The organism is Butyricimonas faecihominis (assembly GCF_033096445.1).
Lineage (GTDB): Bacteria > Bacteroidota > Bacteroidia > Bacteroidales > Marinifilaceae > Butyricimonas > Butyricimonas faecihominis.
In genome coordinates this window covers 2,264,078-2,290,898 of the sequence record NZ_AP028155.1, presented here as the reverse complement: position 1 = coordinate 2,290,898, position 26,821 = coordinate 2,264,078, and the positions used below count along the sequence as shown (strand labels likewise).

21 protein-coding genes are annotated in these 26,821 nt (G+C 42.0%); 15 read left to right on the top strand and 6 right to left on the bottom strand.

Features of this window, described 5'->3' with window-relative positions; all coding sequences use genetic code 11:
- The first annotated feature begins 10 nt into the window (after nucleotides 1-10).
- Genes R8806_RS09545 through R8806_RS09535 form a run of 3 tightly spaced genes read left to right on the top strand, consistent with a single transcriptional unit; the run spans nucleotide 11 to nucleotide 5,334 of the window.
- Nucleotides 11-2,431, top strand: coding sequence for a SusC/RagA family TonB-linked outer membrane protein (locus R8806_RS09545; protein WP_317715812.1), 2,421 nt, complete (start codon nucleotides 11-13; stop codon nucleotides 2,429-2,431).
- Nucleotides 2,432-2,441: 10 nt separating this feature from the next.
- The gene (locus R8806_RS09540) at nucleotides 2,442-3,935 is read left to right on the top strand and encodes a RagB/SusD family nutrient uptake outer membrane protein (RefSeq protein WP_151412127.1); all 1,494 of its coding nucleotides are present in this window, start codon (nucleotides 2,442-2,444) and stop codon (nucleotides 3,933-3,935) included.
- 16 nt (nucleotides 3,936-3,951) lie between these two features.
- On the top strand, nucleotides 3,952-5,334 hold the full coding sequence (locus tag R8806_RS09535; protein ID WP_124318087.1) for a hypothetical protein: 1,383 nt from the start codon (nucleotides 3,952-3,954) through the stop codon (nucleotides 5,332-5,334).
- A 112-nt stretch (nucleotides 5,335-5,446) separates the two neighbouring features.
- Here the strand turns inward: R8806_RS09535 and R8806_RS09530 are convergent, their stop codons facing one another.
- Nucleotides 5,447-6,727, bottom strand: a complete 1,281-nt coding sequence (locus R8806_RS09530) for a M64 family metallopeptidase (RefSeq protein WP_164719985.1) — start codon at nucleotides 6,725-6,727, stop codon at nucleotides 5,447-5,449.
- A gap of 92 nt (nucleotides 6,728-6,819) precedes the next feature.
- Here R8806_RS09530 and R8806_RS09525 point away from each other — a divergent pair, with 92 nt between their 5' ends.
- The 6 genes from R8806_RS09525 (at nucleotide 6,820) to R8806_RS09500 (ending at nucleotide 16,125) form a co-directional block, all read left to right on the top strand.
- Nucleotides 6,820-7,386, top strand: a complete 567-nt coding sequence (locus R8806_RS09525; protein WP_087421017.1) for an RNA polymerase sigma-70 factor — start codon at nucleotides 6,820-6,822, stop codon at nucleotides 7,384-7,386.
- A gap of 81 nt (nucleotides 7,387-7,467) precedes the next feature.
- Complete coding sequence (locus R8806_RS09520) at nucleotides 7,468-8,643, top strand: FecR family protein (protein ID WP_124317901.1); 1,176 nt, start codon at nucleotides 7,468-7,470, stop codon at nucleotides 8,641-8,643.
- A 175-nt stretch (nucleotides 8,644-8,818) separates the two neighbouring features.
- Nucleotides 8,819-12,346, top strand: coding sequence for a SusC/RagA family TonB-linked outer membrane protein (locus tag R8806_RS09515; RefSeq protein WP_167513941.1), 3,528 nt, complete (start codon nucleotides 8,819-8,821; stop codon nucleotides 12,344-12,346).
- Between the two features lie 10 nt (nucleotides 12,347-12,356).
- Nucleotides 12,357-13,865, top strand: a complete 1,509-nt coding sequence (locus R8806_RS09510) for a RagB/SusD family nutrient uptake outer membrane protein (protein WP_124316153.1) — start codon at nucleotides 12,357-12,359, stop codon at nucleotides 13,863-13,865.
- Nucleotides 13,866-13,875: 10 nt separating this feature from the next.
- Nucleotides 13,876-14,865, top strand: coding sequence for a hypothetical protein (locus tag R8806_RS09505; protein ID WP_124316152.1), 990 nt, complete (start codon nucleotides 13,876-13,878; stop codon nucleotides 14,863-14,865).
- 60 nt (nucleotides 14,866-14,925) lie between these two features.
- Nucleotides 14,926-16,125, top strand: a complete 1,200-nt coding sequence (locus R8806_RS09500; protein WP_124316151.1) for a TlpA disulfide reductase family protein — start codon at nucleotides 14,926-14,928, stop codon at nucleotides 16,123-16,125.
- A 78-nt stretch (nucleotides 16,126-16,203) separates the two neighbouring features.
- Here the strand turns inward: R8806_RS09500 and R8806_RS09495 are convergent, their stop codons facing one another.
- Both R8806_RS09495 and cls read right to left on the bottom strand, forming a co-directional pair.
- Nucleotides 16,204-18,636, bottom strand: a complete 2,433-nt coding sequence (locus R8806_RS09495) for a bifunctional UDP-N-acetylmuramoyl-tripeptide:D-alanyl-D-alanine ligase/alanine racemase (RefSeq protein ID WP_124316150.1) — start codon at nucleotides 18,634-18,636, stop codon at nucleotides 16,204-16,206.
- Between the two features lie 212 nt (nucleotides 18,637-18,848).
- The gene (gene cls / locus R8806_RS09490) at nucleotides 18,849-20,303 is read right to left on the bottom strand and encodes a cardiolipin synthase (RefSeq protein ID WP_124316149.1); all 1,455 of its coding nucleotides are present in this window, start codon (nucleotides 20,301-20,303) and stop codon (nucleotides 18,849-18,851) included.
- Nucleotides 20,304-20,360: 57 nt separating this feature from the next.
- Here cls and prmC point away from each other — a divergent pair, with 57 nt between their 5' ends.
- Together prmC and R8806_RS09480 are read left to right on the top strand one after the other, a co-directional pair.
- Nucleotides 20,361-21,221, top strand: a complete 861-nt coding sequence (prmC, locus tag R8806_RS09485; protein ID WP_124316148.1) for a peptide chain release factor N(5)-glutamine methyltransferase — start codon at nucleotides 20,361-20,363, stop codon at nucleotides 21,219-21,221.
- A gap of 12 nt (nucleotides 21,222-21,233) precedes the next feature.
- Entirely contained in the window at nucleotides 21,234-21,689 is a 456-nt protein-coding gene (locus R8806_RS09480; protein WP_087421026.1) for a regulatory protein RecX, read from the top strand.
- Between the two features lies 1 nt (nucleotide 21,690).
- Here the strand turns inward: R8806_RS09480 and R8806_RS09475 are convergent, their stop codons facing one another.
- Together R8806_RS09475 and R8806_RS09470 are read right to left on the bottom strand one after the other, a co-directional pair.
- The gene (locus R8806_RS09475; protein WP_124316147.1) at nucleotides 21,691-22,410 is read right to left on the bottom strand and encodes a Crp/Fnr family transcriptional regulator; all 720 of its coding nucleotides are present in this window, start codon (nucleotides 22,408-22,410) and stop codon (nucleotides 21,691-21,693) included.
- A 22-nt stretch (nucleotides 22,411-22,432) separates the two neighbouring features.
- On the bottom strand, nucleotides 22,433-24,013 hold the full coding sequence (locus R8806_RS09470) for an NAD+ synthase (RefSeq protein WP_124316146.1): 1,581 nt from the start codon (nucleotides 24,011-24,013) through the stop codon (nucleotides 22,433-22,435).
- Between the two features lie 149 nt (nucleotides 24,014-24,162).
- Between R8806_RS09470 and R8806_RS09465 the strand changes: the two genes are divergently transcribed.
- Nucleotides 24,163-24,699 (top strand): 5-formyltetrahydrofolate cyclo-ligase, encoded by a 537-nt coding sequence (locus R8806_RS09465; RefSeq protein ID WP_124316145.1) that lies wholly within the window; start codon nucleotides 24,163-24,165, stop codon nucleotides 24,697-24,699.
- Between the two features lie 324 nt (nucleotides 24,700-25,023).
- On the opposite strand, the gene R8806_RS09460 is transcribed toward R8806_RS09465, so the two are convergent.
- Nucleotides 25,024-25,194 carry a DUF362 domain-containing protein gene (locus R8806_RS09460; RefSeq protein ID WP_071595998.1) on the bottom strand — a complete coding sequence of 57 codons (171 nt, stop codon included), beginning with the start codon at nucleotides 25,192-25,194 and terminating at the stop codon, nucleotides 25,024-25,026.
- Between the two features lie 290 nt (nucleotides 25,195-25,484).
- Here R8806_RS09460 and R8806_RS09455 point away from each other — a divergent pair, with 290 nt between their 5' ends.
- The 3 genes from R8806_RS09455 (at nucleotide 25,485) to R8806_RS09445 (ending at nucleotide 26,802) form a co-directional block, all read left to right on the top strand.
- The gene (locus R8806_RS09455) at nucleotides 25,485-25,646 is read left to right on the top strand and encodes a hypothetical protein (RefSeq protein ID WP_164719577.1); all 162 of its coding nucleotides are present in this window, start codon (nucleotides 25,485-25,487) and stop codon (nucleotides 25,644-25,646) included.
- Nucleotides 25,600-26,067: a DUF6169 family protein gene (locus R8806_RS09450; RefSeq protein WP_124316144.1), complete on the top strand. Its 468-nt coding sequence runs from the start codon at nucleotides 25,600-25,602 to the stop codon at nucleotides 26,065-26,067. The genes R8806_RS09455 and R8806_RS09450 overlap by 47 nt, the downstream gene beginning before the upstream one ends.
- Nucleotides 26,068-26,232: 165 nt before the next feature.
- Nucleotides 26,233-26,802: a 50S ribosomal protein L25/general stress protein Ctc gene (locus tag R8806_RS09445; protein WP_027202775.1), complete on the top strand. Its 570-nt coding sequence runs from the start codon at nucleotides 26,233-26,235 to the stop codon at nucleotides 26,800-26,802.
- Nucleotides 26,803-26,821 lie beyond the last annotated feature (19 nt).

Here is a 26,821-nt window from a genome sequence, read left to right as displayed (position 1 = left end):
TCGTTTAACAATGATGAATACGAAGGAAAAAATTGCTTTTGAACGTGGTATTTATGAGGATTTCCCAGGGCTGAATATCGGGGGACGGGTATTCCAATTATTGAAAGATGTTGATAATGGAAAAATATCTAAAGTAGAAGCTGATGCCGAGATAGATCGTTTAAGCAAGATTAATACGAATTGGTTTGATGAAATTTTCAGAGTGGCTCAGACTCAAAATTATAGTATCTCTCTTTCCGGAGGAGATGAAAGAACACAATATTATGGTAGTCTTTCTTACCTTTCTCAAGAAGGAGTTATGCCGAATAATAAATATGAAAGTATGGGAGCTTCGATAAAATTAACCCATGATTTTAATAAATTCTTGCGAGTTCATTTTGATGTGCGTAGTACATTAAGGAATGATCGTAGTTCTGCTTCTCCGGTAAATCCGCTGGATTATGCTACTTATGCAAATCCATATGAACGTTTGTATGATGAAAATGGAAATTATGCTTATGACCGTAGTTCTTATTCAACCAAAAGTTCGATCAAAGATGGTTACATGTATGATTTTAATATTTTAGAGGATTTAAATAATAACACGACGAAATCAAGGTATTTGAGTAACCAGGTAAGTTTGAAGTTGGAATTCAAAATCATAGAAGGTTTGATGCTTTCTTCCATGGGTACGTTTGCGAATTCAAATAATCATTCTATGCAAGAATTGGTACCGGGGTCATTTGCTTCTAAATATAATTCATGGTTAGGAGGAATTTATTCGGAGGAAGAAGTTCCGGATGCGATGAATAATGGAATGATGAAAGAATCAACGTCTCGCTCTCAACAATGGACGATTCGTAACCAGTTGGAATTTGCCCGTGGATTCTCAGACGGAGATCATTATATTAATGCTTATTTGGGGCAGGAAGTTTCTTCAACAAAAGGATATGGTTTTTCAAGTATGATTCCTGAATGGAGCGATATTTATGGTGTGGCAAGTTATCCTGATTTAACTGGAATGACGATAAAATCAGCGTTTAAAAGTTCATTGTCCAGTCTAGGAGGGCATTCAGAATCACAAGATAGAAGTGTTTCCTTGTTTGTGACAGGATCTTATAGTTATAAGGATCGTTACGTGGTACAGGGAAGTGCTCGTTTGGATGGTGTTGATATTATTGGAACAAAGAATCGTTTTTCTCCTCTTTGGAATGTGAGTGGAAAGTGGAACCTGCATAATGAACCTTTCATGACTCGATTCGGTTTTATAAGCCAATTGGCAATTAGAGCTTCTTATGGTTTTGTTGGAAGTATTGACCGTAATGCCCTTCCTTTCTCTGTTTTGAGGAAAGTTGGTAATTTAACATATGATGGCGAGAAAATCATGGATCGTTATGCTCCTTCGAATCCTTCGATCAAGTGGCAGCGTCAGGAAAATCGGAATATTGGTTTTGATGCTTCGTTATTTAACAATCGAATTAATTTAGTCGTCAATTATTATAATAATGATACTCGTAATTTGTTAGATGATAAGAAAATTGCGGCATCAACAGGACGTCTTTCCGTTGCAGCGAATGTCGCTTCCGTTAATAATAAAGGTTGGGAAATCAGTTTGAGGACATTGAATATTCGTACTGATGATTTTAGCTGGGTGACTTCGGTTAATTTTACTAAGAATAAAGATAAGGTTACGGAAACGTATTATCAAGATTTGAGTGAAATCTCTGCAAGTACCAATTCTACGTTTGAATCGTTGTACAGTCTGTATATTCAAGGGCAGCCGGTAAGAGCCTTTTATGGATATAAATTTGCGGGAGTTGATCCGTATACAGGGAACACGTTGGCTTATGTAGATGGTTTTGATGATGATGGAAATCGATTGGGAACGTTAAATACTGAGGGAAAATATGTTTATAATATGGATAATGATTTGACAACTCAGTTGGCAAATGCTTCTCGTGGTTATCTAGGGCGGAGTGATCCACCTATTACCGGAGGTTTTACAACACAATTTAATTATAAGCGTTTCAGTCTTTTTGCCCAGTTTACTTATATGACAGGGCATTTGGCTCGTTCTTTCCAATATTATTCCGGAGGAACAGCTTATGCATCGGCCAAAAATGTACTTAAGATCGAAGCAAATCGTTGGAGAAAACCTGGCGATATAACTGAAATACCCAAGTATGGTTCGTCACGAACTGAATATTTGTATCAATTGTTTGATTTCCGTTTTGAAAAAGGGGATTATTTGAAATGTAATAATATTTCATTAGGATATAATTTAGAACAAAGTATTTGTGATAAATTACATATTACTCGGGCTCGATTGAATTTCAATATGACAAATGTATTCACATTGACTAAATTCCGGGGGATAGATCCTGAAACAAAAGGAGCCTTTACTTATCCGAGTGCGCGCTCATATACATTCTCTTTATCAATAGGTATTTAATTCTGGGATTATGAAAAAGAATATATTATTAGTGCTTGTTGTATTTTTATGTGGGGCATGTTCGGATTTTTTGAATATGCCTCCTAAAAATACGAAAGTTGTTTATACGATGGAAGATGTACGAGGGGCAATGTCTACCTTGTTGTTTGCAACTACTTCATCAAGTTATTGTAAAGGATACGTAAGTAGTCCGGTTATGTTTAACGGTGAGTACGTACAATATCCCTTTACGAGACGTAACAATGTTTCTTCTATTTTGTATACAAATGATTTGGATTTGGAAAATTTCTTGTTTGATGATTTTGCGAATCCGTCTCGAGGGGGACAGAACTTTATTAAAGAGTATGGAGAGATAAAAAATTGGGAAGGATATTTATTCCCAAGCGATCTGTGGAAGGAAGTGTTTGTTTCGATAGGTTACATCAATATGGTCTTGAAAGATCTTGAAAATGTACCAGATTATAACAAAACAGATTATGAACGGATAGCAGGAGAGGGTAGAGTGATGCGAGCTTATTATTTGTTGAGATTGAATCAATTATTTGCTCCTTATGATAAAAATGACTATGGTATCCCGTTTAATTTTGATGCTGATGTTGTGCAAGGAGGAAAAAGATGGAAACAAACAGATTTGTATAAGAAGTTGATCGGGGAGATCACGGATGTTCTAGAATATGAAACTGTTCCAGAGGAGTCTTGGAATATCTTTTTTAACAAGAGAATTATGTATGCGATTTTAGCCCAGACTTATCAATTTAAAGCCGGGTCTTGTGCTGCTGAGGAGGAAGATTGGAGTAAGGCAGAATTTTATGCAAAGGAAGCGAGGAAAGGAGCTCGTGTGGAAAGTACTATTGACGAGCAAGCTGAATTGACAACGGTGCCATTGACGAAATCCACGACAAAGCCTCATAGATTTGCTTTGTTACGTTTCTCTTTATATGCTTACGGTGGGAATGATTATGCTCCTTGGGGAAGACCGGAACAAATGTTGGTTCAGCGTCCTTCCAAAGAATTGTATGACCTTTATGATGAGAATGATATTCGTCGAGAAGTTTATTTTAAAGAGATAGATGGTAAAGTATATGTTACAAAATGGCAATGTACAGATGAACATGATATTAATGATGTACACATTCTTTTCCGTTTTTCTGATTTATTATTGATTGAAGCAGAGGCCTTGGCTAGACAGGGGAAAGACGGTGCGTTAGATTTGTTAAATGAATTCAAGAGTAGTAAAATTCCGGGATATTCTGGTTATACTGGTAGTGATATTATCGGTGAAATATTAAAAGAACGTCGTAAAGAATTTGTCTATGAAGAACAGATGAATTGGTTGGATATGAAACGGACTGGGGCTAGTGTTTCCCGTACGGCAAAAGATGAAGAAACTGATGAAATCAAGACCTATACGCTGGAAGGTAATGACTATCGCTATACATTCCCTCTTCCTGCTGATTATGAATTGATGTATAATAATGTTCCCCAGAATCCTGGTTGGAAGTAATGTAAATATATATATTATGAGATATATAATAGTTATTTTTGTCACACTGCTTATGCTAAGTTCGTGTGAAAAAGAGGAGAGTATAATTCATGATTTGAATATTTCTCCAGATGAGATTTCAAAAATTGAATTGCGTGCAGATCATAAGACGTTAGTCCCTAATGGAGTTAGTAAAATGGGATTCCATACGTTTGTATATGCCAAAAGAAACGTGATGTCTTATGGCCGGGATGAAGAGACAGGAGAGTTTTATGGTAAAGAGATTGAAGAGGAGTTTTTAGTTCCAGACGATCAAATTCCTGCTGGCTATGTAAAAGTGTATGACCAGAATGGTAATGTGTTGGAAGATGGTTATTATGCAACGACGAGTGATGCTCCCGGAACGATTCTGCAATTTTATGCAAAAGGGGGAAATATGGAAAGTAATCGTCTAGAGATTACAATAAGGGAGTTACCTGAAGAGGATTATGAGGAGATTGTGATTCCTGTTGTCTTTCATGTACTCGTTCCTCCGGCAACAGCGGCTCCTGCCTATGATTTAAGCGTGGAATTTTTGGAAGAACAACTTCAGCGAGTTTCTGATGCCTTTAATCGTAAGATAACAACTGATCCTAATGCAGGAAACGCTAAAGTCGTGTTTAAGTTGGCAACTTATGATCAAAATGGATTAAAAATGCAGGAGCCGGGAAAGAATATAGAGAATATTTCAGCATCAGATTTTACAAATATGGGAACTTCTTCCAATAAGACTAAACCTTATTTGTCATATATATTGACAAAATGGAAACGCCTTATTTGGGACCCTAATAAATACTTGAATATCTGGTTAGCTAAGTTTACCACGTCTACTTCAGCAACGGGAACTTCTACGTCGTATCAGATGTGGTCTCCTAAGGTGATGCATCCGGATTATGATTTGGCTTCTATTCCGGGTTTGGATTTGGAACATAAGGAGTCTTTTACTTTAGATGATGTTGAGGACTGTCGGGAAGTTGGTTTCATGGTGAATCTGGCAGCTCTTTACACGCCAACAGCAGTACAAGGATCAAATGAATTCAGTTTGGCTACCCCTATGGCAGAATATTTTGGTATTCTTCAAACGAGGTGTGATATGTATGAGTATTTGAATGAAGATGGTGATAGTGATTATTGTCCGGATACTTATAGTTTTGATTATGGTTTTTATCCTTCTGTGTTTAAGGGTAATAACTTGGATGGACAACCGGAAAATGATCCAACTCGTCCTTTGGAGTATTTCACTTCATTCAATGTGATGGATATGTATAGTTACAAAAATTCACTTTCTATCGATCAAGTGAAACGCTTAAGAATGGTTTTGCAACAATGTCCTTCTCGCTGGGCCTATAAATCTGATTGGGCTTTTACGGGAGGAAATTGATGTTTGTGTGTAGTGTTTAAAGACTCGATTCTGGGTCTTGTAAGTCGAAATCGTACCTTCTGTGGTACAATTTATACTGAAAAACGTACCTTCAACAGTACGTTTTTCTTATTTATCGGGTATAGAAATCGATTTGTTTCTTGATAGCCCGGATGCAAACGGGGCAGAAGTCATTACCGGATAGGGTGTTCATCAAACAGTCATAACGAGGACGGTAAACGCCCTTGGACACGTAACCACCTCCTTCATAGGCCCCGAGTTTCTTGGGATTTTGGGGATCGTAGGTAGTGGGAACGGGAGTATCTTTATCAAGCATATCTTTCCATTTCTTGTTAAAGTTTGTCAGTGTGGTAAGATTAGCCTCCCAAGGTTCCACGTTGGTCGGGTACATATCATTATAACTGCTACCGACTTCCACGTATTCGTCTCCAAGACCGAGAAACAAGTGGCCGAACTCGTGAACATAAACCTTGGCTGCATGGAGGTTACCGGAAATGCTGATACCGTAATGGTTATAGATGGCTCCACCACCATATTTTTGCGTGTTGGCAATAATGTAGATGAAGTCGTAGGGGACGTTAGCGGATAAATCCCGTAAACTTTTATTATCGTAGGTCATGATGTAACGTTCGGAATCGAAAGTGTAAAAGGAAGAATTCAGGATGGTATTCTTCCAAATGTATTCACCGGGAATATCGACACCGGATTCTTGTGAAGGGGCAAGAACGGCCCGGATATTAAATAAACCTTGATTTTCTTTGTAAGGAGAAAGGCTGAACAGACCTTCCGCGAAAAGTTTGCAATCGGCTTTAAATTTGTCCATTTCATCTGCCGTGTAACCTTCGGGGAGCAGGACGATGTCCACCCGGCGTGACGGGTTTCCAGTGTAATGCACGTCATAAGTCGGGTACTGCATCCGGCGATCCTTTTTGATAAAATAGCTATCAACATCCACCGTGTATTCAAATTTCTTTACGAATTTACCTTTCTTGTTCCGGGCGGATATTTCAATGCGTACGTCATTTTTCGGGAAAGGCATGACTACAGTCTCTGAACAGCAACGTTGAGTTGTTTTCGCTTCATCGGTGGTTTGCCATTCCCAGAAAAGAGTGCAATATCCCCGGGAATAGATGAGTTGGTTGGAGGCCACGTCGTACACGTTGAGATAATAATTCCCGTAGAACATTGTATCAATGAGGTTAGTTTTCGAACCGCCCCAGTAAGGTTCCTCCAATAACTCCTCGAAATAAATTTCGTCGTGCTGGCTATTCCCGCAATGGGCGTAATCCATACGTAAAGTCTTGTTGTGAAAGTATTTGTCGAATTGTGCCCAGGATAGATTTGCTTGTAGCAATAATATCATGCAGGGCAAGAGTGCTATGATTCGTTTCATAAATTTGTTTTATTATGTGTTTATCTTTGTGCAAAGATAGTTTTTTACTATTTTTATACACGAATAAATCTGTATAATAATCCTTAGGGAAAATGGTTCAAGATGAGTTATTAATAGAGCAGTTGAATCAAAAGCAGGTGGGAGCTTTTAAAATATTGTTTGACCGATTTTATCGTTATCTCGTGCTATATGCCATGAAATGGGTAGAGAGACAAGAGATTGCGGAGGATGTCGTGCAGGACTTATTCGTGCAGGTGTGGGAACGGGATACGATTTACAGTTCTTACTATGGTTTTAAGAATTTCTTGTATAACTCGGTGAAGAATGCCTCGTTGGATTATTTGAAACACAAGGAAGTGGAGGGAAAGTATGTGCGTTACACACTTCGGACATCAGAGGCGGGCGAAATGCCTGAATTGGAGGTTATGAAAGATGAGGTGTACCGCCGTTTATACCAAGTGTTGGACGAGTTACCCAAACGGTGCCAGGAAGTATTTAAACATTATTTGGAAGGAAAAAAGAATAGCGAAATTGCGGAAATTCTTCAAATATCCGAATTAACCGTGAAGACTCAAAAACGGAATGCTATTGTTTATTTGCGAAAAAGATTGGGTGGGGTATATGTGCTATATGCCTTGTTTAAAGTGGGTTTCATGTGATTGGAAAATATTTTCTAAAAAAAGTCGATTTTTTATACTCCTTTTTTTTGCTCTTGTCGTCTTTGGTGTAAAATAACAAGGATGATGAAACATTACGATGAATATATCATACAATTAATCCAACTTTATCTCGTGGGGGATTTATCCGGGGAAGAAAAAGTGAAGTTGGAGGAGTGGGTTAGTCAAGATCCTTCGCATGAAAAACTTTTTAAAGAGATTTGTGATGAAAAGAATGTTGCCCATGATTTTGGTATTTACGAGAATGTGAATAAAGATTCTGCATGGGAGAAGGTCATTTTGAAGGGAAACATCAAACAGAAGCATAATACCCGTCGTTTAGGGTGGTATAAATTCGTGGCTGCCGTGATGATTCCCTTGCTAGTGGTGGCAGCGGGATATTTTATAAGAGAAACGAAACCGGGTGCCAAACAAAAAGGTTCGGAATTGGCCAGTATAGAGCCCGGAAAGAGCAAGGCTATTCTTCGGTTGGCTGATAATCGGGTGATTGAAATCACGAGAGAACAAGAAACTCGTTTTGATGTGGCAGAAGGTATCGCGGCTACCAATAACTCGTTAGGAATGGTTTACCCGGAGCAGGTGGCAACGGGAAAGACGGAATATAACGTGTTGGAAGTTCCTCGTGGAGGAGAATACACGGTTACCTTGTCCGACGGGACGGTTGTTTACCTGAATTCGGGCAGTGAATTGCGTTACCCCGTGGCTTTCGGGGCTGAACGGCGAGACGTGTTTCTTTCCGGGGAAGGATATTTTGAAGTGGCAAAAGATGCAAAACGGCCTTTTTTCGTGAATGCGGATAAATTAAAAATCCGGGTTTATGGAACTTCTTTTAACGTAAACACGTGCAATCTTGCAAATGTTGAGACTGTTTTGGTCGAGGGAAAGATTGGTATTCAAGAAACGAATTCGGACATTGAATATTCGGTGATGCCGGGACAGTTGGCTCTTTATAACAGAGAGAAAGGCACTATGGAAATTCGGGATGTGGATGTGCGGCCTTACGTGGCGTGGAAAGAACATGAGTTTATGTTTGATAACGAGAGTTTGGAAGAGATTATGAACACGTTGTCTTTATGGTATGACGTGGATGTGTTCTTCCAGACGGCAAGTTTGAAACAACTGCATTTTACCGGGCATTTGGGACGTTACGAGGAAGTTTCCCATATTCTCGATGCTATATCAGGAGTGACTCAGGTGAAATTCTCTGTGAAAGGAAGGACAATTATCGTGATGGAATAAAAGAATAGCGGAAAATGTTACGAGCATCTTCCGCCATTAATGATAATAGGACAACAGGCTAATGTTACGAGCAATGCCTGATTGTAAATACTAACATTCTAACTACAAAGGTATGGAAAAAATTCTATTATGCCTTAGGGTTTACCGACCCCATGGACAAAAATTTTGGAAAACGATGAAGCTTTTTATTTTTTTGATGTGTTGTTTCACATTTTCTCTTTCGGCAAATAGTTTTGCCCAACAGGAGAAAGTCAACTTGGATCTACAAGGAGTATCGATAAAAACGTTATTTAGCGAGATCCAGCGTCAGACGAATCTGCATTTTATTTTTAACACGGAACAAACGGAACAGTTGAATAAACTGACTGTAAAAGCAAAAGAGGAGTCCGTGAAATCCGTGTTGGATAGAGTTTTTGAGGGAACAGGTTTTACTTACACGTTCCGGGATAATATTATCATGGTCCGTTTCGAAGGGAAAAGTTCCGTGCAGCAAGCAAATAAGGAGATGGAAATTCGTGGTGTAGTGAAAGATAAAAGCGGGGAACCATTACCGGGCGTAACCGTGCTTATCGTGGGGACCCAATTAGGAACGGCCACGGGAATGGATGGTGATTTCTTGTTACGGGTTCCGGAACAGGACAGCGTGAGACTGCGTTTTTCATTTGTAGGGATGAAAACGAAGGATGTTCCTTATAAGAAAAATCAACCCGCTTTGGTTGTCGTGTTAGAGGAAGAAGCGGAGAGTATCGGGGAGATCGTGGTAACGGGATACCAGCAAATCGAGAAACGTAATTTGACGAGTTCTGTGGTGACGGTGAAAACAAGTGAACTAAAGACAATTGGAGCTTCGAGTATCGAACAGATGTTGCAAGGTGTGGTTCCGGGGCTTTCCGTGGTGAATACATCCGCGGCTCCGGGTGCGGCTCCTAAGATTCGTATTCGCGGTACAGCGACCATCTCCGGTAATGCAGACCCGTTATGGGTATTGGATGGCGTGATTCTGGAAAATTCCGTCCCGGTGACGGCTGCTGATTTGAACAGTCCGGACGTGATGAATATGTTCAATTCGGTGATTGGTGGTATTAACCCGAATGACATCGAGAGTATTACCGTGCTGAAAGATGCTTCTGCAACTGCTATTTATGGAACACGTGCTGCCAATGGCGTGATCGTGGTCACCACGAAGAAGGGGAAGGCCAATAGTTTTAATATCGCGTATCAACACACCTCAACCCTAAGTATTCGTCCTTACTACGATAATTTTGATTTGTTGAATTCGAAAGAACGTGTCGCTTTGGCTTGGGAGAATTATGTGGATGGTTTGGATCTTTGGGGTGGTACTTATTCAGAAGGGACTTCCGGCTTAGAGGGATTGCTAAATAGCTACAGTTTAGGACAGATGACTAAAGAGCAAGTAAATTTGATGGCTAATAAACTGGAAGGTATGAATACGGATTGGTTTAAAATATTATTCCGTAATGCTTACACGCAAACTCATAATCTAAGTATTTCCGGGGGAACTGAGAGAACGAATTATTATATTTCTTTGAATTATAATGGAGAAGAGGGCGTCGACAAGGCTAGCGAGTACAAAAATTATGGTGGAATGGTAAAGGTGAATACGGAACTTTTCCAAGGTGTGAATATGGGGGCTATACTTCAGGTTGATCGTCGGGACTGGGAAATGTATCATTCTTCTATTGACCTGTTCAATTATGCCGTTCGTTCTTCAAGAGCTATCCCTTTATGGGAAGAAAGTGGTGATTTGCATTATTATCAGAGTACGGTAAGTGGTCGGGCTTATAAATTTAATATATTGAACGAGCTGGCAAATACCGGAAACGAGAGTACCCAGACAGACCTAAAAGGAATTGTCAGTTTGAATGTGAATTTGTACAAGGGATTAAAATACGAGGGGTTGTTTAGTTATTCTTCTTCTCATTCAACAGCCCGAGATTATGCTACTGAAAAAAGTGCTTATGTAGCAGATATTAGAGGGTACAATTATGGAGAAGGATCGGAAGAGGATATAGAAAAATCTCCGATGCCTTATGGTGGTGTGTATAATGAGACAACTTACGAACAGCGCTCTTCATTAATTCGTAACGGATTAACATACAAGGGAAGCCTGACAGAAGATTTGTCTATTGATGTGTTGTTAGGGCAAGAATTCAGAAATACAAATTATAAGGGTTTAAAATCAAATAATTACGGGTATTTCCATGACCGGGGAAATACATTTTATGAACCCGCTTTGGGAGAGAGTACGGGGAATTTACAACGAAACAAAGTGACTCGTAGTCTGGTTGATCGTTCTAATATATCTTATTATGGTGTGATTTCAGCCATGTATGGTGATCGCTACGTGTTGAATGCCAATATTCGTTTTGACGGATCGAATCTTTTCGGCTCTAATCCTAAATATCGTTACTTGCCTTTATGGTCTGTTTCCGGAAGATGGATTATCAGCAATGAATCATTCCTATCGGATAACGAGATCCTAAGTAATTTGGCACTTCGAGCTTCTTACGGTTTAAGAGGTAATATCGTGGAGGATAGTAACCCATCGATCATTGCTGCGGCTTTACCACCTAATGCGGTGACTGGTTTGTTCGAGATGGAAATTCAACAGGCTCCTAATCCTGATTTGAAATGGGAAACGACGGCTTCATTTAACGTGGGTTTGGAATTGGGGTTATTTGACGATTGCTTGACTTTGGATGTTGATTATTATTTGGATGAAAGTAAAGACTTGATTGCTTACAAGAGTGTTTCGTCCGTTTCTGGTTTTACGGGAAAATATGTCAATTATGCCGATGTGCGTAACCAAGGGATTGATGTCTCTTTAAGTGGAACTCTTTTGAAAAATAAGGATTGGAGATGGACTGCCGCTTTCAACATGGGATATGTTAAGAATAAGGTGACGAAATCCAAGAGTACCGCACAGACTAAATATCTAGTACAAAGTGTTTATACGCCGGGTGAAGTATATGAAGGGAAACCTGTGAATGGAATGTTCTCGTACCGTTTTGCCAAACTGGATGAAAAAGGTATGCCCATGTTCTATGATAAGGATGGGAAGGTACTTGGCGTGGATAGTGAGGAAATTGTGAACTTCCCTTATGATTTGGCGAATTTGAAATATGAAGGAACTCGTGACCCGATGTTCTCCGGAGGGTTGAATACCAGAGTGTCATATAAAAACGTTTCCTTGTCAATGTTGTTCGCTTTCGGGTTGAAGAACGTGGTGCGTTTACCGGCTCGTGCGTATGTATCCGCTCCATCGGCTGATGAAAATGTGAATAGTAGTATAAAAGATCGCTGGTGTCCGGGACAAGATAATACGGGTAAAACGATCCCGGCTTTATCTTTGGGTGATGGATATATCACGACGGCTGATGGTAATTTCTTTGCGACAGATTGGTATAATTTATCAGACCAAACGGTAGTTCCCGGTGATTATCTCCGTTTTAGAAACCTGATGATTGAATATCAATTACCTGTTCATTGGGTGAATAAAGTAGCTATTGGAGATCGTAAATTGGGAAGTGTTACTTTGAAATTTCAAGCTCAGAATTTATTCGTGATTGCGGACAAACGTTTGAAAGGGTATGATCCTGAGACGATTAATTATACGACAACATCTTATGGTTCTTTGCCGTTGGCTAGGACGTTTACTTTGGGCTTGAATGTCAATTTTTAAATGAAGGATTATGGAAAAGAAATATTTATATAATTTGCTGATCGTGGGCCTGTGTCTTGTCCTTGGGGCATGTAATGGTTATTTGGATGAAATACCGCAAAACAAGCAGAAACTATCTACAACAGATGATTATGATCAATTATTGAATAATGCGTATTTGACTAAAGTTGTACTTCCGTATATAGATGTTCTAACGGATGATATGGATTATATTGCTGCGGATCGTGATCCGGGATTTGCGAATAGTTCTGATACTTATTTGGGGGCTCACTTGTGGGATAATAGTATTGAAACGACTATGCCTAATGGAGATGAGGCTTTCGAAAATTTTTATAATAGCATCTTTAACACGAACGTTGTGATCGAGAATATTGATCATGCTGTCGGGGATGTGTTGGACGAAACAGTCGTTCGTCAGACTCGTAACCACATTAAAGGGGAAGCTTATGCTTTACGGGCTTTCCGTTATTTTTATTTGGTAAATATGTATGCATCTCCATACGATCCGGCAACTTGTGAAACGGCTCCCGGTATTCCGATTAATTTGGAAATCACGGCGGATGATAAGGTTTATCGCCGTTCTTCGTTAAAAGTTGTGTACGAACAGATTGTTGGAGACTTGGAAAAAGCGATTCCTTTATTGGAAGAAAATCCGATAAATAATGGTAAAACTCGTTTTTCTGCCATTGCAGCTAAGGCGCTGTTGGCAAAAGTATATTTATATATGCAAGAATGGGATCTTGCAATAGCACAAGCGCAAGAGGTGATAAAAGCTAATCCGGCATTGTTCGATTTGAGGGAGGCGGGAGAGAATCCTGTGATTTACACGGAATCTCCCTTGGCGTATTGGACTGCAGATAATGTTCCCGGTATAGGCTATTTGAGTGAGAAAAACTCAAACGTTCTGTTTGTGAATGGAATCAATGAGGTTTACAGGATTTTAAGTGGTGATAATGCTCAAACTGTTTTTTATCCGAGTGAAACGTTGTTCAATTCTTATGAACCGGGAGATGTACGTAGATATTATTTTATGCGTAGGAATACCCGGGGACGAATTCGCTACATGAAAAACAGGTATTATAGATTAAATTATCTAGACTTTGTTGTGCAGTTGAGTTCAGAGTATGGATATACTCGTGTTCTCCGAACAGAAGATATGTATTTAATTCTTGCAGAGGCTTATGCTCACAAGACGGATGGTATCAAGATGGCAGTCGGATATTTAAATACATTACGTGAGGTGAAATTCCGGGCTCAAGATTTTGAAACGACGGGACGACTTGATCCGGAAGATTTTAATCAACAGACCTTGTTGGAGACGATCTGGACAGAGAGAAGGCGGGAATTTTGTTTCGAAGAACAGCGGTGGTTTGACCTCCGGCGTACAACTCGTCCTTCAATTACACATTACGGGATTACCGGAAGTTCAACATTGGAAAAGGATGATCCTCGTTACGTCTTGCAAATTCCTCAAAAGGAACTGAATGTAAATCCAGAAATTGGTGCTAACCCTAGATAAACTGATAAATATGAAAACAATATATGGAATATTAGTACTGGTCGGCTGGTTGGTTATTGGTTCGGCCTGTCATGAAAGTAGTTTAACTCCTGAATTTACTTATAACGGACCAATTCCGGCCATTGTTGACGGGACTTCAGAGGCCCAGAAAATTTGTTATGATTTGTACCAGAAATATGATCATCACGTGTACTATACTTTAAGTGGGGATGAAGCCTTACGCACGAATGTGGGGATAACACAAACGAATATGATCGAGTATAATACTCCGGAGGCACTTCCCTTGGAGGCTGCGGATGAGGTGACTGCTGGGTCGTTCCTGAAATTATTGCGTACATTTTATAATGCATTACCTGCAGAAATAGTGAAGACAACGGTAATAAAACGTCAGGTATTGATAAAGAAAAATCTTTGGTATGATAATTTGGGTGAGTATGTCGGTTATTACGGGTTAATGTTGCCGACGCCGAATTTAAGTATCGGTTATATTGATGAAGCTCAGCAAGGAATTGTTTACTGGGGGGAGATGGATGATGATCTTGGGCCTCAACCGGAATTGTGGAAATACAGTATTGCAAGTAGTTTCTTCAGAACAAGAACATCGACTTATTTTACTTTAGATATGCCTTCTCCTGATGCTTTTATTCAGGTTTCGAAAGGCAAGTATTTTAACGAAATGTCTTACGAGGAACAGGATGAGGCAATGATGGATATGGTTGATTGGGAAACGGAAGAATGGAATATGGATTATCTGAGAAGTTTGGGTTTTGTGGATCCCTACGCATTTTTTATGCTGTCAAGTAAGTATTCTCCCAATGAAGACATGGCAAGCTATGCGACGTGGATTGTTTGTACACCCCTTGAAGAACGACAAGATATATTGGATACTTATCCTCTTGTACAAGAAAGATATAATCTGACTCTTGAATATTACAAGAATTACCTGAAAATCGATTTGGAAGAATTCAGTAAATTCTGGGTAAATGTGACAGTGGAATAAGCTAATGAAGGTATATATTTTTGATTGAACTTGTAGATAATAAATTTTAATATAGAAGGTATGAGAAGATTATTGTATGGTATTGTTTGTTTGGGAACGTTGGTTGCCTGTCAGCGGGAACCCGGTTATAAGATTAGCGGTTCTGTTCCCGGCACACCTGATGGAATGAAGGTGTATTTATATAATTGGAACACTCCGGTGGATTCGAGTGTCGTGAAAGGGGGAAAATTCGTTTTGACTGGGAAAGTGGATGTTCCGACACGCTATCAGTTGTTGATTGATTTATCTCCGGATAAGGTCGAATCATATGAGAAAGATTTGCGGGGATCGGATGTGTTTGTGGATAACGTGGATATAAAGTATGAAAGTCCTTCTATTGATTCTTTGCCTTCCCGTAACAGTTTTCGGCGAAAAGTGAAAGGAAACGTGACAGTAACGGGTTCGCCGGTGCATGATTTATTCTTGAGTTATCAAGAAAAGCTTAAACCTTATCGAACTAGGAATAGTGAGGCATGGGATAAATATTTGCAGGTTTATCATATCCCGGCAAGTGAGGGTGTGTTTAATACACGAGAGGGGATTGCGTTAACCCGGGAAATGAATGATGCCCAGAAAGAGATTACCCGAATTCAATGGGATTTCATAAAAGCTAATCCGAAGTCTCCGGTTTCCGTGGATGTGGCACAGAATATGGTTTATACTGCGAAATTCTCAAAAGCAGATATGGATAATTTGTTGCAGACTATAGATCCTTCCTTGCGTGAAACACCGGGGTATAAGCAATTGAAAGAGAGTTTGGAAAGCATCGCCCCGATCGCTTTAGGAGAAAAGTACAAGGATCTGGAGTTGGTGGATGAGAACGGTAAAACGGTGCAATTGTCTGATTACGTGAAACCGGGTCAATATAACATGGTAGAATTTTGGGCCTCTTGGTGTGGTCCGTGTCGGGGGGAGATTCCTCACTTGCGCCACGTGTACGATGCTTATGGAAAGGGGAAAGATGCCTTTAACATGATCAGCGTTTCGATCGATGACAAGGAAAAAGATTGGAAACAAGCTTTGAAAGAAGAGAATATGAAATGGACACAATTATGTGATTTGAAGGGTTGGAAAGGTGAGGTAATTAATAAATACAAAATACAAGGAGTTCCTTTCTGTTTGATTCTGGATAAAGAAGGACGTATTATAGATCACGGGGTGAGAGGTTCTGAGTTAGATGTTTTGTTGATCAAGTATTTAGGTGATCGTTATGAAGAGTAAATAGCTTCTCGTAAACATACACAGTGGAGAAATCCTTCCCAGTTCTGAAAAGAATGTAGGGAAGGGTTTTTATTTATATTATTCTTTGTAATATACTCGTTTCACGCGGTGAGAGATGCCCGTGAGGATTTCGTACGGGATGGTTCCCAGTTGCTCCGATAGTTCGGTGACGAGGATATGTTTCCCGAAAATCTCCACCTCGTCCCCGATGGTGGCATTCGTGTCCGTGACATCAATCATGCAGGTGTCCATGCAGATGTTGCCGATGATCGGAACTCTTTTCCCTTTGATGAACACGTTACCGACACGATTACTCAAGTGACGGTTTAGCCCGTCGGCATACCCGACCGGGATTACGGCAATCCGGGAAGGACGGGTGGTGTAACTTTTGCGCCCGTACCCGATGGATTGGTCTGTCGGGACATTCCGAATGGACGAGATGTAGGTTTTAAAACTACTTACAGGTTGGAGGTTAGCGTGTGTGGCACTGATACCATGTAAACCGATCCCGAGGCGGACCATGTCGAAGTGGTATTGTGGGAAGCGTTCGATCCCGGCGGAATTCAGGATGTGTCGCCAAATTTTATAGTTGAATTGGGCTTGGATTCGTTCGGTCATGCGTTCGAACAGGTGTATTTGTCCCAGCGTGAACTCGTCATGCACGGTTTCGTCGCTTCCTGCGAGATGGGAGAACATGGAACGGATGTACACGGAGCGTTCCGTTTGGAAAAATTCCAGTAACTGCGGGAGGTCCTGTTCGTCGAAACCGGAACGATTCATGCCGGTATTCAGTTTGATATGTACGGGGAATCGTTTGATCCCGTGTTTATTTAGCGCCCTGTTGAAATCTTCGAGAATGTCCAGCGCGTAGATCTCCGGTTCGAGGTTGAACATGATCATGTTGTCAAAGGCTTCCCGTTCGGGATTCATGACGGCAATTGGGATGGTAATTCCCGCGGCCCGTAATTCGATGCCCTCGTCGGCGAAAGCAACCATGAGGTAGTCTACCCGGTGATATTGTAGCAACGAGGCAATTTCACGGGAGCCACTACCGTACGAGAAGGCTTTGACCATGACGGCAATATGCGCATCGGTCAGTGACCGGAAATGATTCAGGTTGTGAACCATAGCGTCCAAGTCAACTTCCAATATGGTGCTATGTGATTGTTTTTGCAGGAATCCGGCAATGTATTCAAATTGAAAAGCCCGGGCGCCTTTGATCAGGATGATCTGGTTGTTGAAATTATCCCGTTCTTCTTGGCGGAGAAAATGTTCCGTGTCTTCATAGAATCGGGAATTAGCGGAAAAATCATGACGATGTTCACTTAAGTGTTTACCGATCCCGATGAACAGGGATATATTTGCTTGGCGGAGAGTCTCGGCAATAGAAGGGTATAAGTCGTCTCCGGCTTTTCCCGTATCCATGAAATCGGAGAGGATAACGACCCGCTCTTTTGAGGCATCCTGCGTTGCCAGTATATTCAACGCCAGTTGGAAAGAGGATGGGTCTGAATTATAGTAGTCGTTCACGAGCGTGCAATTATTGATCCCGTCTTTGATTTCCATGCGCATGGCAATGGCGGAAAGCTGTTGTACCCGTGAGGTGATCACGTCGGGAGAATATTGTTTTAATAGCAATATGCTGACGGCGTTCATGCAATTTTCGTAGGAGGCAATGTCCGGAAATGGAATATCAAGGATAAAGTGCTTATTACCGAATGTTACCTGTACTTCCCTGTGTCCAAGTGCGATGTTCATTGTTTTTACATGAATGTCAGCCTTCGGGTCTTCCCCCCAAAGAAGAAACGAGGTGGTAGAAGGTACTCGTGTTTTGATATATTCCAGCGCCTCACCTGTTTGCCCGATCACCCATTGGCAAGACGTGAATAGTTGTGCTTTCTCGGCTAGTTTTTCTTCTCTGGAGGCAAAGTTTTCACCGTGTGCATCCCCGAGATGCGTGAAAATGCCAATAGTTGGCTGTATCATCTGTTGCAAGTGCTGCATTTCTCCTTTTTGGGATATCCCGGCTTCGATAATGGCAATTTCGGTTTTTGGATCAATCCCCAGTAGAGATAGAGGAACTCCTACTTGCGAATTGTAACTCCGGGGACTGCGGTATACGGCGTGATCGTTTGCTAGGAGTTGGTAGAGCCACTCCTTTACGACAGTCTTCCCGTTGCTTCCGGTGATCCCGATGACCTCGGCTTGCGTGTGTTGTCGATGATGGGCAGCTAGCTGTTGTAAAGCAGTCAATACATTTTCAACGACAATGAAGTTGGCGCCTGTCAGTTGGTTGAATTCTTCTCGAAATTCACTGATGACAAAGGCTCGTACTCCATCGGTGTATAGTGTACGAATGTAATCGTGTCCGTTATGATTGTTCCCGGTTAAGGCAAAAAATAGGGTATGTTCAGGAGTAACAACAGAACGGCTGTCTATGCTGTATTCCGTGATTTCCACGGGTATCCCGCTATGTAAAGTACCGTTAATGATTTCGGCGATCTCGTTCATAATAATTGAAAATTGAAAATTGAAAATTGAAAATGAGGGATTTGCAATTTTCAATGGTGTTGTTCTTATAACTGCAAAGCTACGGATTTTAGAGGCTCGTTTTACTTGCTTGCTGGAGAAAATTTTGATGTAGGGTGAGGGTGTTGGGGAAATGAGGGAGAGGATGCCGGTTTCTCGCTAAACTCTGACTGAACAGGGATTGAAGTATAGGGTTAGAGCAACGGGGCGAAAAGTCGAGCTAGAGATTCCCGGATTTTATCCCGTTTCGGGCGGAATTTCCAGCGATGGATACTGATTTCGGAACTGCCTTTCAGGTCGTCCAGAAAATCGGAACCGAGTTGGCGACTGACGTTGCGGTCGTAGATGATGAGGTTGACTTCGAAGTTTTGTTCGAAACTACGTATGTCCATGTTGGCAGTACCCACGGAAGATACCAGTCCGTCCATGACGATTACTTTGCTGTGGTTGAATCCTTTACGATATTGAAATACTCTAACCCCGGCTTCCAGTAGTTCCTCCACGTAGGAGCGTGTACACCAGTGCGTGAGTAGCGAGTCGGATTTATACGGGATCATGATACGCACGTCCACGCCGCTCATGGCGGCGGTTTTCAGCGAGTTGATCGTGGTTTCTCCCGGCATGAAATAGGGGGTCGAGATGAAAACGTACTTCTTGGCCATGTTGATTAGCGTGAAGTAGGCTTGTTGAATGGATGTCCAGTCGCTATCGGGACCGGATGCCACGGTTTGAACAACCACGTTGCCATCGACTTTCTTGTTGGGAAGGTATTCCGCCTTGTTCAGTAGAAGTTCCTGACGAACAAAGTACCAGTCAAACAGGAAAACCACTTGCAGGGAGGTGACGGCTTCCCCTTTCACTTTCAGGTGGGTGTCGCGCCAGATACCGATGCCGGGTAATCCGTGCAGATAACGGTCGGCGAAGTTTAACCCGCCAATGAACCCGGTGTCCCCGTCCACGACGACGATTTTCCGGTGGTTCCGGTAGTTCACCTTGTTGGTGAACAAGGGAAAACGCACGGGAAGAAACGGGTAGATCTGAATCCCGGCGACCTGCATCTCTTTGATGTAACGTTTGGGTAATTTCCACGACCCCACGTCATCATAGATCACGCGAACCTCCACGCCTTCCTTGGCTTTCGTGATAAGTAATTCCTTCAGTTTCTCTCCGAGTTCTCCTTTATCAATGATGTAATATTCGAGGTGAATGTATTTTTTGGCTTTGGCGATGGCCTTGAAGATCGAACTGAAGGTGGCCTCCCCGTTGTTGAGAATCTCGACCGTGTTATTCCGGGAGAGAAGGGCTTTGCTGTTGTTCAGGAGTAATGTCATCAACGGTTTCACTGCCTCCATGTCTTCTTTTTTCAACAATTCGGCTTTCTTGATACGTTGTTTCTGGTCTTCGCTCATGTATTGCAACCACTTGAAGTCGCCCAAGCCTTTCATGGAGAACATCTTGATCTTCCGGTAGTTCATGCCGAAATAGATGTAAAAGAGCAGCCCGATACCGGGGGCCAGCACGAGTACGAGTATCCACGCAAGTGTACGTACCGGATTTCTGTTTTCCAGTATGATCGTGTATATGATCGCCAAGATGGTGAGAATATACAGTACAATGCCAATGTCAATCGCAATACCCGTCCAGTTCACGCAATTAAATTTTCAATTTTCAATTTTCAATCTTCAATTAAACCGTATCTTTGTTCCATGAATACGATGTTTGATTTACAGCAATACGCATTACAGAAGCTAAAGGATACTTATACCGAGCATGAAATAAAAGTTTTATGCTCGCTCTCCTTTTGCAAGCTGTTGCATTATACAAATATAGACATACATCTTAAAAAACACGAATTTTTAGCAAAAAGCTTTATCGATAAATTCGTTCAAATCGTGGAGGAGTTAAAAACGGATAAACCGATCCAGTATATATTGGGAGAAACGGAATTTGCCGGTATTGATTTTCAGCTAAATAGCGAAACCTTGATTCCCCGACCGGAGACGGAAGAACTGGTGATGTGGATCGTGGAATCGGGTGTGCAGCCGGGTGCGAGTGTCTTGGATATTGGAACGGGGAGTGGGTGTATCATCGTGTCGTTGGGTAAGTTGTTGAAAGGAGTACGGCTTTGTGGGGTGGATATTTCCCCGGCGGCCGTGCGACAAGCTGCCGACAATGCCCGGAGAAATGGTGTGGAGGTGAAATTTGAAGTACGTGATATATTGCGTTACGAGGAATGGGAATGGCCCGGTTTCGACGTGATCGTGAGCAATCCACCTTATGTGCGGGAGTCGGAGAAGGCGCTTATGCACGATCGGGTGTTGAATTATGAACCCTCTCGGGCTCTTTTCGTGCCGGATACCGACCCGTTAATGTTTTACCGGAAGATTGCCGGATTCGGTCGTGATCATCTGAATCGTGGAGGAGTGCTGTTTTTCGAGATCAACGAGGCTTTTGGGAAAGAAACCGTCGAGTTACTTCGGGAGATGGGGTACGAGGAGGTTGAGTTGCGGAAGGATATTAATGAACGGGAGAGAATGGTGAAAGCCCGGGGAAATTTTAAATTCTAAATTACATCGAAAGTGGATGCGAAGAAAGCGTTGAATATTGTTGCCGGGCAGTGTAGTAAAAAGGAGTATTGTAGTTTTGATATTCTTAAAAAGTTACAGCGGTGGGAGTTAGAGGAAAAGGATATTGCCGCGGTCATGGAGTTTTTGGTGAAGAATCATTTCTTGGATGATACTCGCTTTGCGGAGGCGTATGCCCGGGATAAGCATCGTTTTAATCGCTGGGGAAAGTTGAAAATCATGCAGATGCTCCGGCAAAAGCGTGTGCCGGAACGTATTATCGAACAGGCGTTGTCCTCTTTACCCGATGAGGAAAGTGACGCCACGTGTCTGGCGCTGTTGAAACAAAAGAATCGGGGCCTGAAAGAGGAAGATCCCTATAAACGAAAAGCAAAGCTTTTCCGCTTTGCTTTGAGTCGTGGCTTTGATTATGAAACCATCAGCCGGTGTATCGATCAATTGCAGGATTGAATTATCCCATATCGCTTACTTTTTCCAGCGCTTCCATGTTCGTGATCTTGATTTGCTTGCCGGAAAGTTCCAGTATGCCTTCCGAGGCAAAGTTGGATAGCGTGCGGATGGCATTGGAGGTGGTCATGTTCGAGAGATTGGCCATATCTTCCCGCGAGAGACAAATTTTCAACGTCATGTTATCATCCTCGAACCCGTAAGTGTCTTTCAGCACGAGCAAGGCCTCAGCCAGACGTCCGCGAATATGTTTTTGCGTGAGTGTTACTGTTCGGCGATTCGAGAATCCGAGGTCGGTAGCCAACGCCCGGATCACGTTCATGGCAACATCCGAGTTGCTGCGCACGATACCGAAAATAAGCTCTGTTTTCATGATGCAGACAATGGATTCCTCGAGTGCCTCCGCTGATGCGATGTGCATTTCCTCGGCAAAGAAAGCCCGGTAGCCGATGAATCCGACGGGTTTTGCCATACGCACGATCTGTTCCCGTCCTGCGATACCTTTCTTGGCGATTTTAGCTTTCCCGGTGATCAGACAAATTAACCCGAAAGGTTTATTCCCTTCTTCGTAAATCAAGTCTCCTTTCCTGTACATTTTGCAAATGCTGGTTTGGCGAATAATGCTTTTGCTACTTTCGTCAAGACTTGCAAAAAGGGAATTGGGACTATCAATGCAAATGTTGCAATATTTTTCGTGTAACTCTTTGTCTTTTATCGTTCTCATAAACTCGTTCTCTTATCTGGTGTTATAGTTTGGCAACAAGTGGCATACGGCGTCCGCTGCCGAACGCTTTTTTACTGACTTTCAGTATAGGTGGGCATTGTGCCCGTTTGTAGTCGTTACGATTGACCAAGGTTATCGTTTTTTCAACGATTTCTGGGGCGAATCCTTTCGCTATGATTTCCTGTTTGGAACTATTTTCTTCGAGATATAGTTTCAAGATAGCGTCGAGTGTGTCGTAATCCGGTAGGGAGTCCTGATCTTTTTGCCCGGGCCGCAGTTCAGCAGAGGGGGCTTTCGTGATGGTATTCTCCGGGATCAATTCCCCGTTTCGGTTCATGTAACGGGATAATTTGTACACGTCGGTTTTGTACACGTCGCCCAGCACGGAAAGTGACCCGCACAAGTCCCCGTACAGGGTTCCATAACCCACGGCTGCCTCGCTTTTATTGGAGGTGTTCAAAAGGATATGCCCGAATTTATTGGAAATGGCCATAACGAGAGACCCGCGAATACGGGCTTGTAGGTTTTCTTCGGCCACGTTGAAGGGAGCATCCTTGAAGACAGGGTGTAGTGTGGCGATAAAGTTGTCGTATATTTCTTTTATGGGTAAGGTTTCGTGTGAGATCCCCAAGTTTCTTGCCAGATCAACGGCATCCGTGACAGAGTGGTCGGTGGAGAAACGGGAAGGCATCAGTATGCCCAGCACGTTTTCTTTTCCAAGGGCTTCTGTAGCCAACGCGGCAACGAGGGCCGAATCGATTCCCCCGGAAAGTCCGAGTACGGCTTTCGAGAACCCGTTTTTGTGGAAGAAATCTTTTATTCCGAGGATAAGTGCATCGTGAATAAGAGCAATGGTATCCGGTCCTTTTTCTTTGAGGGCCGGGGCATTAAGCAGTCTTTCCGTGTCGATGACCATGAAATCTTCTTTGAACGCGGCTAATTTGTATGTTGAAATCCCTTTACTGTTGACCACGAAGGAGTTTCCGTCAAATATCAGGGAGGCGTTCGCTCCCACGTGATTGAGTGATATGAGCGGGCATTTCTGTTTACGCGCGATGTATGATAGACTTTCTTTCCGGTAAGCAAAACTTTCCGTGGTGAAAGGTGTCGAACCGACATGTACGATGATCGTGTCGGTCTTCTCGATCATGTTGGATTCGTACTCGTCGAAGATTACCCGGATATTCTGGTTCTTGTAGCGTAGGGGCGTGTTGGATTCTCCCGGGATGAAGTACCGGCTCTCGTCGAAAACGTCGTAGTCGCTCAATATGGTTTTGTTTACCCCGCCTCGCACTTCCCCGTCGTACATGAAAAACATGGCGTTCATCAATATGCCATCTTCCAAGTCTAGGTTCGGGCCGCCCACTAATGCCGCTATGTTATGACATTGCTCGGCGATCTTTTCAATGCTGATACGGCATTCGTTCACGAAATATTCTTTCTCGAAAAGGTCTTGCGGGTAAGCCCCACAGATGGCGTGTTCGGGAAAAAGAACGAGTTCCGCTTTCATGGCTTTCGCCTTTTTTATGGCAGCAATAATAAGATCCCTGTTTTTGGAAATATCTCCGATGTGGTAGTTGATTTGAGGTATCGCTATTTTCATAATTCTGCACGTTGTATCCCTTGACGGGATGGATTGTTGGTAAGCGTCCAAATATATCTGATAACTCTTTGGCAGCTTGTTTTGTTTATTGCTGCAAAAGTACGATTTTTGCGCAAAATAATGAATAAAGATTCGGAAGATTGTTTACCATGGATAAAAAAGAATTGCGAAAACAAGTTAAAGTTTTGAAAAGCCAGTATTCTCTGGAACAAAAGGTGGAGATGTCTCGTCCCTTGTGGAAGGAGTTGGAACAGACGGATTTTTTCAAGGAGGCCCGGACCGTGTTGCTCTACTGGTCGATGGACGACGAGGTGTTCACGCATGATTACGTCTGCAAGTGGGCGGGGAAGAAGACTGTCCTGTTGCCTTGCGTGAAAGGGGACATGTTGGAATTACGGGTGTTCAAGGGCATGGAATCCCTGCAACCGGGGGAGGCTTTCGGCATACTGGAGCCTGTTGGCGAATTATACACGGATTACGACGCAATTGACTTGATTGTCGTGCCGGGTGTGGCTTTTGATCGCCACGGGAATCGTCTGGGACGAGGTCGCGGGTATTACGATAAGATTTTGAAAGAGACACGTGTTGCCCGGAAAGTGGGGATTTGTTTCGGGTTTCAGTTCGTGGAAGAGGTGCCTGTCGATGAGTTGGACGTGCGGATGGATCTCGTAATTCATGGGATTTAACGGGGTATTTTTGGGGTAAAGTTTGAAAATTGGGTGGTTGTTGGGCGGTTGTTGGGTGACTGTTAGGCGCTGTCGCCCGATTGTCGCCGCCTTATCGCCCGATTATCGCCGCCATTTTAACAAAGTATAAGTAAAAATAACTTTGGCCACGTTCCGGTTGTTCACGGGAACAAGGATACGACTTGCAAACAAACGTGAGGCATCGTGCTTTTACAACCCCGTGAGAAGGGTTGATTTGAGGGAGTTATCGGTAATGGTTTCGAATAGGTACAAAAAGAAAGCTGCCCCGAGAGAGGCAGCTTTGTTCTTTTCTTTTTATGATGATTAAGCTTCTTTCGGAGCTCCAACAGGACATACACCAGCGCAAGCCCCGCATGAGATACATTCATCAGCATTGATTTGATAGTGATCATCACCCATAGAGATTGCTCCTACCGGGCACTCTGATTCACATGCTCCACAAGAAATACAATCATCAGATATTACGTAAGCCATTTCTAAAAAAATTTGTTTGTTAATAATGACGCGAAAATAAGACCTATAATTGAAACAAAAAACTTTTTCGAAATAAAAAGGGTTGTTCCGTGTGAAAACTTGTCATTGAAAATGGCGGATTTTTGATTGTTTGTTGTTGATTTTCAGTGTGTTGTTTGAAGTGTTGGCGAGATGAGGGTAAATGCTTATTTATATTGATTGTAAATGATATTAATTCGTGACATTGTTATGGAGTTTGGATTGTTATTTGTATCTTTGTATTTGTAAATAAGGACTTAAAAATCATTGAAATGAAAACACCAAAAGTAGAAACGAAAAGTTTTTTCCAAAAATTGTTGGAGGATAAGCGTGCTATTCGGGAGTGTATTCAGAAGAATGGTGATTTGAAAAAATTAGCTAAAGAGCGTGATATCAAATTTGCAACTCCCGTATCATATCGTTCAGACAGATGATCTGGCATATAAATTTATAACGCAAAGCGGTGTTGTTTACGCCGCTTATTTTATTGATATTAGTGAAGCTTTCGGGGCAGATCATGTTTATACTTTTTCTTTTGATGCAGTGGGGAAACCTGTGAATGATGGGAGGGTGCGTTACACGATTGTCAAGATTTTGAGTGATTTTTTTCAAGTAAATCAAAATTCGCTTATTGTTGTTTGTGAGACTTGTGATAAGAAGGAGAATGCTCGTTTTCGATTATTTGAAAAGTGGTATTGCCAAACAGGTGAGCATGACATTGAGAAAATTGATGCATTTGTGGATCATGCAGACTATAATTTTCGCTCCTCTCTTTTGCTTTTCAAAGAACATCCTCGTTACCAAGAGATCAAGGGTATATATGACGAGTGGGTAAAAAGTGAGATGGAGAAATGAAGATAATCGCTTTGAAAAAAGTGTTGTGATTCTGATAATTTGTTCGTACATTTGCGCTGCATTAAAAGTACGGGGATAGTTTTAAACGTGTAATGGGAATGCAGACGTGGCTTATAACCCCGGGGCATCAGTCTGGATTTGAGTAGCACAAGCAATGTTATTATTATGCAAGTATTTGATTTAAAAGGAGAAGTAAGAAACGATTTAGGTAAAAAAGCTACCAAGGCTGTAAGATATGCGGAGAAAGTTCCATGCGTTCTTTATGGTGGAGAGGCAAACGTTCATTTCGCAGTTTTGGATAAAGATTTGAAGAAACTTCTTTACACTCCTAATGTATATCTGGTAAATTTGGATCTTGATGGTAAATCTTACGGTGCCGTGATGAGAGATATTCAATTCCACCCGGTGACGGATAAGGTTTTACATATTGATTTCTACCAGACCTCAGAGGATAAGCCAGTTGTAATGGACGTTCCTGTTCGGGTAACGGGACACGCTGCCGGAGTTCAAGCCGGAGGTAAGTTGGCTATCATCACTCGTAAGTTGAAAGTAAAAGCTCTTCCGAAAGATATGCCGGATGAAGTGGTTGTTGATGTTACTTCTTTGGGTGTCGGTAAGGCTATCAAAGTACAGGATATTCACGTGGAAGGCGTAGAGTTAATGAATGCCAAGAGCGTTGTGGTTGCTCAGGTTAAATTGACAAGAGCTGCAAGAGCTGCACAAAGCGCTCAATAGTAGTTTGAAAAAATAGACA